Raw genomic sequence first — 12533 nt, 5'->3', positions numbered from 1 at the left:
TATTCTTATCAAGCTGACTTGAAACCACCCGCATCAGTTGGCGTTATGCACCCAGGGAAATGGGCCCATATAAAGATCCAGCATCAAGCGGTAGGCGTTCATCTCAAGCCATTTATCGTAACCAACCCAATGGGCATATTGCGGCAAGGCGATTTTTTCAGCGATCTCGTAAAATCCGGTACCTTTCTCAAACTTAGCGATAATTGCGCCGCGCAGATCCCGGATATATTGGCGCTCCTCAGACACATGCTGCTTGGTACAGCCTTTGAACGCGGCCTCTCCTGGAAGCTCTGTGTGAGAGCACACAGCGACCTCAAAGTCCAAAGCAAGAATTTCACCCAAACTGCGTTCCCATTCTCCGATATTGAAATCAGGAACGACTGTGAACATCACCCGGTTGGGTGTCACCAGGTCTGCGATAAAAGCAACTTTTTTCTCAGGCACAACAAAGACCGTCATGCCAAGGCCATGGTTGAGCCCCAGGTAGTGCATTTCTACGGTAAAGTCGCCAAAATCGTAGTCTTTTCTTGATCCAGACCAAATCGTTGATCCTGCAACAGTGTCTGGCCGGGGGTGCGCGGCAACCCATTGTGCTGCGAGTTCATGCATGACTGTTTCGGCGCCCTCATCCAAAAAAGATTGGCCGCCGCCAGCGTGATCCCAATGATTGTGTGTTTGGAAAGCGTGGGTAATTTTCTTGTCGGTGAACGACCGGACCGCCCTAATCAACTTTTTTGAATGATCCGGATTAAACGTCTCAAATACAACGACGTTTTTCTCACCAATAACAAACATTGAATGGGTCCCTCCGCCAGAGGTGAACCCGAAGACATCCTCTCCGATCTTGTAAACTTGGTCGGTCGGCACATGATTTTCCGAAGCGGCGGCGACACCGCCTGCAAGAGTTAATAGCAGAAGGGAAAATGCCAGAAGCATTTTTGAAACGCGGAACATTTCGAACTCCGATTGATTGCACAGAAGCGATTGTTGATAGTTATATCTATACCGCTTGGTATTTAATACCGACCGGTATATATGACATCAATCATGAGCAGCAAAAAAAGTGATAAACGGGGACGCCCGCGCAGTTTTGATCCAGACAAAATCCTGGATAAGGCGTTGATTCTATTTAGACAGAACGGATATCTTGGAACGTCCTATTCTGATTTATACGCGGCAACTGGCCTGACAAAACCAAGCCTCTACGCAGCGTTTGGCAACAAGGAAGATACGTTTCTGGCGGCCCTTGACCGCTACATCGCGACAAGTATCCGGCCAGGCGAGGACATTCTCGCCAACGAAAAAGACCCGCGGGAAGCGGTACAGAAACTGCTTGTTGCGATTGTGCAGGGCCTTACGGCCAAAGGAACACCGCCTGGGTGCATGATCGCTGCGAACGCCGCCTGTGCAGACGCCGCGGATGTCCCCGATGCGATCCGAACAGCGCTAAGCTCCGCTGGGAAAATCACCCCGAACGCAATCCGTGCCAGACTTAAATCAGCACGGACTGAACAACTGCCCCCCTATTTGAATGCGGATCAACTGGCAGATTATTTCGATATGGTGGTGGCCGGATTGTCCGCCTTGGCAAAACAAGGAGCACCGGCAAGTCAGTTGCTCAGCGCGGTCGAAACCGCGATGTCTTTTTGGGTCAGTAGCACCAATACCTAAGGGCAGGAACAGCACGATCATTTAGACGTGTGTCTAAAACCCTGCGCTTCTCAACATAACAGTCGATGACGTTCTTCTGGCCAGCTTTCCCAAATTCGATGGTCAGCGTGTCGCCATCCTCTCCCAAAACGCAATCAAGAGTTTTTGAAATCCGCTTGGTTTTGACCTCTTCCGCGGTGATCTTGACCGGTATCGGTTTCATGCGCATGGCACTCTGGATCGGTTGCGTCCGAAAACCTGCGGAATAACCGCAGGGCCTTATGTTGGCTGGCAGATCATCACACAAAGGGCTGGGCAAAGCGCGGCAATGCTCCATTTCTGGTAATATAAAGCTACGGGAGCGGGCAAATGATCCATCAGTCTGAGATCACTTCGAGACAGTTCGTCACCCAATTGGCCTGGATCGTGTTGGCCTGTGCCGTGTTGTTTTCCGCACATGCGTTGGCGGACGAAGGCCGGGACCAGCTCTTTGATGCGCTGAAAAACGCGTCAACTGAAGAAGAGGCCCGTGCGATAGAAGATCAGATCTGGGAATCGTGGATGGCCGACGCCCCCGACATGCATATTCGCCTGAAGATCGAAACGGCGATGCAACGTCGTCATGTCTATGATCTGGAAGGCGCGGAAACAATCTTAGATGAGGTTGTCGAAGCCGCTCCGGACTATTCGGAGGGCTGGAACCAGCGCGCCTTCATCTATTTTTTGCAAGGAAATTATGAAGCCAGTCTGGCCGACATCAAAAAAACCCTGGCGCTGGAGCCCCGGCACTTCGGCGCCCTTTCCGGCAAGGCGATGATTTACATGACCCAGGGGCGCACAAAACTCGGACAGGAGATTTTGAAGGAAGCGGTCGAAATTCATCCCTTTTTAAAAGAACGCGGCATGCTTTTGCCCGAAAACCGTCCGGCAAAGAGTGTCGACCTGTGAGTTCTGCCAGACCGGCAAGTGAAACACTCAATGGCGCTCAACGAAACTGTCGATCACCTTCTTCTGGCCCGCCTTTTCGAAGTCGATGGTCAGCTTGTTGCCCTCGATCGATTTGATCGCACCATAACCGAACTTGATGTGAAACACCCGTTCGCCGATGGAATAGTCTGACGGTGTTTCGCTGACGGACTTGGCAACCAGCTCGCCCTCAATCGTCAAAGGCCCTTGGCGTTTTTGCCGTGCGGATTGATACCCACGCCCGCCGCTATCTGAAAACCCGCCGGAGGCTTGAGACGCGCGCTGCGCCCGTCTCCAGCCCGGCGTCGAATAGCTGCCGCTTTCAAACGTGTCGTGACTGTCGAACCGCGAAGGACCATATCCGCCTCCGCCGTAGCCGCCATAATTGGACGAGGCTTCAGCGATCTCGACATGCTCTGGCGGGAGTTCATCCAGGAACCGTGATGGCACGCTCGATTGCCATTGCCCGTGAATGCGCCGGTTGGAGGCAAAATAGAGTTTGGCCCGCTTTTTCGCCCGCGTGATGCCGACATAGGCCAACCGCCGCTCTTCTTCGAGGCCCGCCCGGCCGCTTTCATCCAATGCACGCTGGTGCGGGAACAAACCTTCTTCCCAGCCTGGCAGGAAGACCGTATCGAACTCCAGCCCCTTGGCCGAATGCAACGTCATGATGGAAACGGCGTCAGAAGCGTCGGCACTATCCCGATCCATCACAAGGGAAATGTGCTCCAGGAACCCGGCCAGTGACTCGAACTCTTCCATAGAGCGGATGAGTTCTTTCAAGTTGTCCAACCGCCCGGGCGCGTCCGCGGAGCGGTCCTGGCGCCACATCTCCGTGTAGCCGCTTTCATCCAGAATGACCTCGGCCAGATCGGTGTGTTTCATGGTGTCGAGCTGGCGCCGCCAGCGCTCGAAATTGTCCAAGACAGTCTTGAGGGAGTTCCGCGGTTTAGGCTTGAGCTCCTCGGTGTCGATCAGCTGGCTGGCGGCCTGCATCAGCGGAATGCGCTCGGCCCGCGCAAGACCATGCACCAATTTCAAGGTGGCATCACCCAAACCGCGCTTGGGTGTGTTGACGATCCGCTCGAACGCCAAATCATCGGCCGGCTGCGCAACACAGCGCAAGTACGCCATGGCATCCCGGATTTCCATGCGCTCATAAAACCGCGGCCCGCCGATCACGCGGTAGTTCAAGCCAAGGGTAATGAAGCGCTCTTCAAACTCGCGCATTTGGAAGGACGCGCGCACCAGAACCGCCATCTCATTGAGGCTGTGCCCTTTGGATTGCAGCGCCTCGATTTCATCGCCAATTGTCCGGGCTTCTTCTTCTGAATCCCAAACGGACGCAACTGAAACCAGATCATGGTCCGGTTCATGAAAGTCGGTGAACAGCGTTTTGCCCAGACGGCCCTCGTTGAACGAAATCAAGTGGGAAGCTGCGGCCAGAATGTGGCTGGTGGAGCGGTAATTGCGCTCCAGGCGGATGACCGTTGCGCCCTTAAAGTCATGTTCAAAGCGCAGGATGTTGTCGACTTCCGCCCCGCGCCAGCCGTAGATCGACTGATCGTCATCGCCAACACAGCAGACATTTGGATTGCCCTGCGCCAGCAATCGCAGCCACAGATACTGGGCAATGTTGGTATCCTGATACTCGTCCACCAGCATATAGCGGAAGCGGCTTTGATATTCGGTCAAGACATCCGGGCGTGTCTTGAAGAGCGTGATCACGTGCAGCAGCAAATCGCCAAAATCGGCTGCATTCAGGATCGATAGGCGCTCCTGATACTCTTCATAGATCCGCCGTCCCCGGCCATTGGCAAAGGCCCGCGCTTCGCCTTCTGGCACCTGATCCGGCGTTAAAGCTCTGTTTTTCCAACCGTCCAGCATGCCGGCGAAGGCTTTGGCGGTCCAGCGCTTGTCATCCACCCCTTCGGCTTGAAGGATCTGTTTGATCAGCCGGATCTGATCATCTGTATCGAGGATCGAAAAGCTGGATTTCAAACCGACCAGCTCGGCGTGTTTGCGCAGAATTTTGACACAGATGGAGTGGAACGTGCCGAGCCAGGACATGCCTTCCACATTGCCGCCGACAAAGGTGGCAATGCGTTCCTTCATTTCCCGCGCGGCCTTGTTGGTGAAGGTCACAGCCAGAATTTCGGACGGCCGCGCAAGGCCGGAGGCCAGAATATGGGCAATCCGTGTGGTCAGAACCCGGGTTTTGCCGGTGCCCGCCCCTGCCAGCACCAGGACCGGGCCTTGGGTGGTTTCCACCGCCAGCTTTTGTTCCGGATTGAGGCCGGTCAGATAGTCCGGCGCCCGCCGGGCCGCCATGGCCCGTGCCGCGATCCCGCCCCCTGGAGAAGGAGGCGCAGGTGTAGGGGGGGCATCCGCCCGCGTCCCGATGGGCTGAAAAGGATCGTCAAAAGGATCGTCATACCCGTCCGGGTCGGTCATGGTTTACTGGTCCGGTTGTCTCAAGCGCTGTGGAGAACAATATAGCAACAAATGCGGCGCTGGCGAGACAGGACCTAAGGAAATGGTGGGGACAAAAGCCCCCGCCAGTGGCGGGGGCAGATGTTTTTCCTAATTAAAGCGTGATGCGGTAGCGGGCGAAGCCGTCGGCGCCGTCACCGGCCGGTTCAATCGCAACGCCCTCAACAGAGGCCGCGTGCTCCTTGCCACCCGGCCCTGTGTCGAACAAAACACTGGTGCCCGGCATGGCTTTAAAGGTCCAATTGGCATCGGCGGAGGGATTGATGGTGCCTTCCTGAACGATGTAGCGCACCAGAACGTCCCGGTTGGTATCCGGCGCCACCAGAATGACAACACTGTCATCAACGCCCGGGAAGTTGCCGCCGCCGCCAGCGCGGTAATTGTTGGTGGCAACCACAAACTTCGCCTCCGGATCAATCGGAGCACCGTTAAACTGAAGATCCACAATGCGGCTGGCATCTGGATTGATCAGCTCGCCTTTCGGGCCGTATTTCGACGGCTGGCTGAGATCGATCTGATAGGTGACCCCGTCAATGATGTCGAAGTTGTAGCTCGGGAACTGCGGATCAAGCAGCATCTGATCGGGTTTGCCTGGTTCGATCTGCTGGAAGATGCCCGCTGACCGCTCCAACCATTCTTTGACTGTCGCGCCAGTGATGGCAACGGCCCTTGCGGTGTTCGGATAGAGGTAAAGATCGGCGACATTCTTGATCGCCACATCGCCGACCGGAACATCGGTGTAATAGTCCGGACCACCCCGTCCGCCGGCCTTGAAGGGCGCTGCTGCCGACAGGATCGGCAGGCCTTCCCATTCCGTGCCCTTCAGCATTTCACCGACATACCAGAGCTGCGACTTGGAGACGATCTGAACGCTGGGGTCATCGGCCACAAGTGCAAAATAGGAGTGCAGTGGCGCCGAGGTCTTACCGACCGCGCGGCGCACATAGGCAAGCGTTGCCTCGTGCTCTTCCTTCACAGAATCGATAACGTCCTGCTGGCTCTCAGTCAGCGGGATTTTCTTGCGGCCGTCCTTCTTGTAGATCGACCGCGCTTCTGTGGTGAAGTTGGCCACACGCCAGCCGGCCCCTTCGCGCTCCAGCATCAGATCGATCACGCCCAGATGCGAGCCCCAGAACCCGCCCATCGCGGCCGGTTTGCCGAAGAGCGTGCCTTTTTCGCTATCGACTTCCGGAATGCCTTCATAGGCCGGGCCCGGGAACACCAGGTGGTGGTGACCGGTGAAGACCGCATCGATGCCGTCAACGGCTGCCAGATGCAGCGAGGCGTTTTCCATGCCGTCAGTGTAGCTGCCGCCATCAATGCCGGAATGCGACAAGGCCACAACGATGTCGCAGCCTTGTTCGCGCATTTCCGGAACGAAGGCCTTTGCGGAACTCACGATATCCCTCGCATTGACCTTGCCGTCCAGGTGCCTGCGGTCCCAGTTCATGATTTGCGGCGGCACAAAGCCGATGAAGCCGATCTTGATTGGATGGCTGGTGCCCGCACCGTCCATTACCGTTTTTTCGACAATGACATAGGGCTTCAGCATCAGCTTGTCGTCGCGCGGGTTCGATGCCAGAGCGCCATGGGCAACGTTCGCACAAACAATTGGGAAATTGGCGCCTGCCAGCGCTTTGGTCAGGAAATCGAGCCCGTAATTGAATTCGTGATTGCCAAGCGTGCCGGCATCATAGCCCAGTACATTCATGCCCTTGAGCACCGGATGGATGTCCCCTTCCTTCAGGCCGCGCTCATAGGCAATGAAATCGCCCATCGGGTTGCCCTGCAGAAAATCGCCGTTGTCGACCAGAACGGAGTTGGTGGCTTCGTCGCGAATGCCGCGGATCAGGCTCGCGGTCCGGGCGAGACCAGCGGTATCGACTGGCCGATCACCATAATAGTCGTAAGGCAGCACATGAACATGGAGATCTGTCGTCTCCATCAGCCGCAAATGCGCCGTGTTTTCCTTGGCCAGCAGCGAATAGGGATGCATGGCGGCAACAAAACCGGTGGCAGCCATGCCCCCGAGCAGCGTTCTTCGGGATACGGAACTTTTGAGAATGTTTGACATGGCTGGTCTCCTCTTATTGTCGGGCGCTTATAGGTCTGTTGAGGGGCACATCCTCCATTTCTGGACGGATCACAGCACAGATCTTTTTAGTTTCTGACGAGTGGGAATTGAGCTTATCTAATGAACCACTTTGCGTTGGCGTGCGTCAGCGCCGCTTGCAGTTCACCCTTCCCCACCAAATCAGGCTCGGCCTTATATTTTGACCGTTTGTTCGAAAATAGTGACACGAAAATCCACGCCACGCCACTTAAACTTGAATGGTGACGCGCATTTATCGACGGCGCATTGCCTTCAGACACGCCGTTCAATTGCCCCTCAGCAATAACTGGTCTCAACCATAATTCGTAGCACTTGGCCTTGAATATGTGTAGATACACATTATTTAAGTTGCCAGCAGGAGATCCAGTATGTCAACCGACGTCACCACATGCGGCTTCATGAATATCCGGCGGATCGCCCGCCTTGTAGGGCAATTCTATGACCAACGCCTGGCAGTATCTGGGCACACGACCTCTCAATTCATTCTTCTAGCTGCACTCGAAAAAATGGGACCAACTGCACTCACGCCGCTTGCAGATTTTCTGGAGATGGATCGGACGACTCTGACAAGAAACTTAAAAATCCTCCAAACCCAAGGACTGGTTGCGACCTCCAAAGGAGACGACGCCCGCGTCCGTTTGATCAGCCTCACAGCGGACGGTGAAAACATCCTGGAACTGACATACCCCGCCTGGGAAGCCGCCCATGCCGCATTTCTGGAGCGATTGGGCCCGGGTGTTTGGCCACACCTTCTCGACCAGCTCAACACTTTGGCAGATCGCATTCGGCCCTAATTTTTCGCAGAAACGTGTATCTACACTCAACGGAGTAAAAAGCTATGAGACAGCCTATGGCAACGCAGACTTTGACAGCCGGACTTCTCGCACTGGCTATCGCTAGCGGGCCCGCCCTGGCAATTGAGAGTATCAGCAATTCTACGACAGCAGAACAAATCAAAAATCACGCTCATATAGAAGTCATGGCGCCAGCCAAGGGTTTTGAGACCCTCGGTCCCGACGATCCAGACCGGAGTTTCCATTCCGATATTCTCTACTATGAAACTATCTTGTCTTATGGCCGCAATGACGACATCCGTAATGTCTTCTTGCTGATCAACGCCTACATCAACGCCAACCAGCAAGCCTACGGGATCGACTTTTTTGAGCGCTACCTAGACCGATATAGCAACGATCTGGATGAGGTTTTCCGCGCTCAACATCTGGCAGCACTCGCAATCTTAAGAGCAACCCATGCAGATTCGGTCCCGTTGCACAGGCGGATCGGCTGGGTCTGGGACACATTCGACCTGCTGGATGAGGCACTCGCTCTTACAGGGGCGCGAGATCCACTTGTTCACTGGTCCGCAGGCATCATCTACACACGTGTTCCGGGTTTCTTTTTCCGGTTCGACGATGCGCTTGCCCACCTCACCTGGCTGGCTGGGCGGCCGGAGTTAGAACCTTTGCCCGGTATGTATCGCGAAGTATATCGCCACTTATCAGAGCTCCATCAACGCAATGGCGACCCGGGCCTGGCGCAAAAATTCAGAGACATGAGCGGATTTGAGGCGGACGCGTCCGACACCTTGTTCATGAACTGGTTCACGGTCGAAGAACAAAATGGAAGCCAGATGTCTGCCTATCCGAGGTTAGAGGAAATCGTTCCTGGCAGGATTTTCGCGCTCTTTGGCTTCGGATTTTCAGATGTCTATTTTGTCCTTTCCAAGGACGGATCGCAATTGATTGCAGTGGACGCCGGAACTACCCCTGAGCGCCTCAAAGATGCGCACACTTTTCTCCTTGAAAAATACCCAGACCTTCCCGAGGTGGGCACGCTGATTATTACCCACGCGCATTGGGATCATATAGGCGGCGTTCACTATCTCGTGGCGCACAATCCGGACCTGAAGATTTATGGTCAATCCGACTTTCACGAAACGGTCGAAAGAGTGAAGCGCGGACACAGTTACACATTCTTCCGCGGTGCGGCTTTCCACAACGGTTTGGTCGCAGACTATCAACCGGACGTCCCGGTCAAGGTCAACCAGCATATTGAAGTCGGAGGGTCGCCAATCGTCCTTGTTCCGCAGGCCGGCGGTGAAACCGAAGATTCCCTTCTCGTCCACTTCCCGGACATGTCGACCGTTTTTGTTGGCGATGTCCTGATGCCCTATTACGGTGAACCCTGGGTGGAAGAAGGGCTTGTTCACGAGACCGCAGAAACGATGGAAGCGATCATCTCAACCGGAGCCGATCACGTCCTGCATGGCCATCGCCCTTTGTCATTGATGTATACACAAGACAGCCTTCCCGCCTTCCTAGACGCATATGAATGGCTTTTGGAGGCAACCCAACGACATGTTGAAAACGGCTATAGCGCGAACGACGTCAAACGGCTGAACCTGATCCCGCCTGGCTTTTCTCGGCATCCCGAAGCCTACCTTGGCTATATTGCTGCCAGGGATCATCTGATCGAGAGAATAGCCGACAACCTCACGGGCATCTGGCAGGAAGAGCGGACCGGAAAGGATCCGGCAGGTTTGGATACACTCACCCAGGTCGAATATGGCCGGATGCTGGACCTATATTTGAACTTAAGTCCATCGGAGGCAGCGGCCGTGATTAGTCGCATGATCGGCAACGGTGATCTGGAACTTGCCTTTAAGTTCGCTAATGCGGCTGAAGCCCGCTACGGCCCCTCCCCCGACCTGATCGAAGTACGGAATGACGCCGCCGATCGGCTACGCGGTAAGGCTCAATTCACAGATCCGTTCAAGCTTGTGACCTATTCGGAGATTGCGAACAGAACACTGAAACCGATGGCTCCCGTTCGTGACCATATCCGGCCAGAACACAAATCATCTGCATTGCAGAAAAGCCACACCCACTCGGGGCAGTAGGGTTTCCTAAAATGCGACGCCAATACAATTTGGGGAGGCGTTTAGCCTCCCCAATCGGTTCTTAACTGTAACGCGCTTTAAGCGGCCTCTTCGTCCCGGACCTGGTCGAGGAAGTGACTGACAGCTCCTGAAAGATCCGAGGCAACTTTGCCGAGCTGATCGGCAGACTGGCTCATGGTTTCGGATTGTTCCCGTGTCTGATCAATCGAGCCTGATACGCCGGCCACATTGGATGCAGCAGCAGAAGCCCCGTCAGAAGCCAACGTTATGCTCTGGGTGATTTCACCCGTCGCAATATTTTGCTCTTCGACTGAAGCTGCAATCGTGCTTGTCACGGACTGCACTTGGCCGATCTGCTCGACAATCGAGCGGATCGCCGCCACCGACTTCTGGGTTGACCCTTGGACGCCGGTGATCTGGCTGGCAATTTCATCCGTTGCTTTGGCGGTTTGTGTCGACAGTTCCTTCACTTCCGCTGCCACAACTGCGAACCCTTTACCGGCTTCGCCGGCACGGGCCGCTTCAATCGTGGCGTTCAGGGCCAAAAGATTAGTTTGTTCGGCAATCGCCCGGATGATTTCGACCACTTCACCAATTTTATCGGCAGTTTCCGCCAGGATCGAAACATCTTGATCAGCAGCAATAGCGGTCGTGGACGCTGTCTCGGAGATCTCCATCGCTGTGTTGGCCTGACGGGAGATTTCGCTGATGGACGCAGACAGCTCAGCTGCCGCAGAAGCAACCGTCTGGACATTTGTCGTGGCTTCCTCGGTCGCCGCATTCGCCGCTCCGGCACTTTCCGAAGCGTGTTTGGCGATTTGAACCATACTGCCCGCTGTTTGGCTCATGCCATTCGATTCATCTTCCAGCTGGTGCTGAATTGCTTCAACGCTTGTCTGGAACTCCCGAATAGCGCCTTCCAAATGCGCACTGCGTTTGCGGCGCTGAGCACGGCCGATTTCTGCTTCTTCCTCAAGTTCCTTCTGGCGGATCAGCTTGGTCCGGAAAACTTCTGAAGCCTTGGCAATATCTCCGATTTCATCCGGGCGGTCCTGGTACGGGATCTCGGATTCAAGATCGCCCTCCGCCAGGCCGGAGATGGATTCACTCTGTCTCTTCAGAGTTCCGGAAATCTTCCGAACCTGGAGAACTGCGAAAATGCCAACACCGAAGAAAATGACGATCCCGGAAAGGCTGATCCAAAAGATATGGCCTTGCAATGTTGCGGTATCGCGATCTGCCGCATATTCGGCCCGGTGGATCAGTTCGTCTGACAAAGCTTTGATCTTGTCCAGGCGGCTTGTGGCTGTCGCAAACCATTGCGGCCCAGTTATTCCTTTGGCGTCTTTGGTTAGCGGCAGATCTTGCATCACCTTGCGCCATTCGTTGACCTTATCGACGTCTGGGCCGGAGACCATATCCTGGAACATTTCCTTTTGGTCTTTCAGGGCGACTGCCTGGAACTCTTTCAAGAAGGCAACTTCGCCACCTTCCATGATGATGAAATTTAGGAAGGTCTTGTGGTCGACTTCACCGGTTTTGTTGAAGTGAGCCAGCATGGCCGCGCCATGAGCCCGCTCCAAACCACCGGATTCCTTGGCTTCGACTAGGGCAAGATATGGCAGAAGTTCAGAAGTGATCTCTTGCGACGGGCTGGCCTCAACCGCAATCCCAACCAAATGAATCAGACTGTTGATTTCGTGAGTGTATTTTTTGACGGTTTCTTTGATGCCATACTTTTTGCTGTCGATCGCAGCGCGCACATCTGTAATCTGATGCACGTCATCAGCAACGTGCTGAAGCTCTTCCTGTAGATGTTTATCGCTCAGATCAGCGGCCGCTAAATGATCGTCAAAGATCTTGATCGCCGCATCGGTCAGGGACCGCTGTTTGTCGAGTTTTGCAATTCCATCCGATGGATGACCGGCTTTGATCCAGCCAACTGTCATTCCACGCTCTTTTTGCATCTCATGCACAACATTGCCGGCATCTTCTGCAATGCGTGTCAGCGGCCGCATGAATTCGTGGTGTGACAACTCAATCGCTTTTTCCACCACCGCAAGGGTCGCAAACCCCGCGACCGCGATCATGGGTATAAGCGCCAGGAGCGCAATCTGTACTTTTATCCGCTTCATTTCACTGGCCCCGTTGAGCAAAAATTTTCTCGAACATGACGTAGGGGAGATTGCGTAAAACTTAACGGAAGGCGTTAACTTGACATTTTACGACGCTGAGTAAGCCAAAAATCAACAGAAACAATTGCTGGTAGAAAACCTGTTACCAGCCCTATTGACAGAAATACGGGTAAGGAAAAAATCGGACTTAATTGTAACCATACCCCGACGGCATCAAGGACAAATTACATCGTGATTCGTGACAATTAACAGACCGGAACTGAAACTGGTTCCCAGC

The 12533-nt window shown here is 54.5% G+C and carries 9 protein-coding genes; 4 read left to right on the top strand and 5 right to left on the bottom strand.

The features are described 5' to 3' along the window. Positions 1-33 precede the first annotated feature (33 nt). Complete coding sequence (locus FJ695_RS12695; RefSeq protein WP_141185793.1) at positions 34-954, bottom strand: MBL fold metallo-hydrolase; 921 nt, start codon at positions 952-954, stop codon at positions 34-36. Between the two features lie 93 nt (positions 955-1047). Here FJ695_RS12695 and FJ695_RS12690 point away from each other — a divergent pair, with 93 nt between their 5' ends. After that, complete coding sequence (locus FJ695_RS12690) at positions 1048-1671, top strand: TetR/AcrR family transcriptional regulator (RefSeq protein ID WP_168206349.1); 624 nt, start codon at positions 1048-1050, stop codon at positions 1669-1671. Here FJ695_RS12690 and FJ695_RS12685 read toward each other — a convergent pair. After that, positions 1652-1873, bottom strand: coding sequence for a hypothetical protein (locus tag FJ695_RS12685; RefSeq protein ID WP_141185791.1), 222 nt, complete (start codon positions 1871-1873; stop codon positions 1652-1654). The two genes, FJ695_RS12690 and FJ695_RS12685, sit on opposite strands and share 20 nt — an antisense overlap. Before the next feature lie 146 nt (positions 1874-2019). Here FJ695_RS12685 and FJ695_RS12680 point away from each other — a divergent pair, with 146 nt between their 5' ends. Continuing rightward, positions 2020-2598 (top strand): tetratricopeptide repeat protein, encoded by a 579-nt coding sequence (locus tag FJ695_RS12680; protein WP_141185790.1) that lies wholly within the window; start codon positions 2020-2022, stop codon positions 2596-2598. 27 nt (positions 2599-2625) lie between these two features. Here FJ695_RS12680 and FJ695_RS12675 read toward each other — a convergent pair whose 3' ends face one another. Both FJ695_RS12675 and FJ695_RS12670 read right to left on the bottom strand, forming a co-directional pair. Then, positions 2626-5070, bottom strand: a complete 2445-nt coding sequence (locus tag FJ695_RS12675; protein ID WP_141185789.1) for an ATP-dependent helicase — start codon at positions 5068-5070, stop codon at positions 2626-2628. A gap of 133 nt (positions 5071-5203) precedes the next feature. Continuing rightward, positions 5204-7183: a bifunctional 2',3'-cyclic-nucleotide 2'-phosphodiesterase/3'-nucleotidase gene (locus tag FJ695_RS12670; protein ID WP_141185788.1), complete on the bottom strand. Its 1980-nt coding sequence runs from the start codon at positions 7181-7183 to the stop codon at positions 5204-5206. Between the two features lie 407 nt (positions 7184-7590). Between FJ695_RS12670 and FJ695_RS12665 the strand changes: the two genes are divergently transcribed. Continuing rightward, complete coding sequence (locus tag FJ695_RS12665) at positions 7591-8016, top strand: MarR family winged helix-turn-helix transcriptional regulator (RefSeq protein ID WP_141185787.1); 426 nt, start codon at positions 7591-7593, stop codon at positions 8014-8016. Positions 8017-8072: 56 nt separating this feature from the next. Next, positions 8073-10121 carry an MBL fold metallo-hydrolase gene (locus FJ695_RS12660; protein WP_168206348.1) on the top strand — a complete coding sequence of 683 codons (2049 nt, stop codon included), beginning with the start codon at positions 8073-8075 and terminating at the stop codon, positions 10119-10121. Positions 10122-10198: 77 nt separating this feature from the next. Here the strand turns inward: FJ695_RS12660 and FJ695_RS12655 are convergent, their stop codons facing one another. Continuing rightward, on the bottom strand, positions 10199-12256 hold the full coding sequence (locus FJ695_RS12655) for a methyl-accepting chemotaxis protein (protein ID WP_141185785.1): 2058 nt from the start codon (positions 12254-12256) through the stop codon (positions 10199-10201). Positions 12257-12533 lie beyond the last annotated feature (277 nt).

This window comes from Labrenzia sp. PHM005 (genome assembly GCF_006517275.1).
In the GTDB taxonomy this organism is placed as follows: domain Bacteria; phylum Pseudomonadota; class Alphaproteobacteria; order Rhizobiales; family Stappiaceae; genus Roseibium.
The sequence above is the reverse complement of the archived record's forward strand: the minus strand, read 5'-3'. Positions and strand labels throughout refer to the sequence as shown.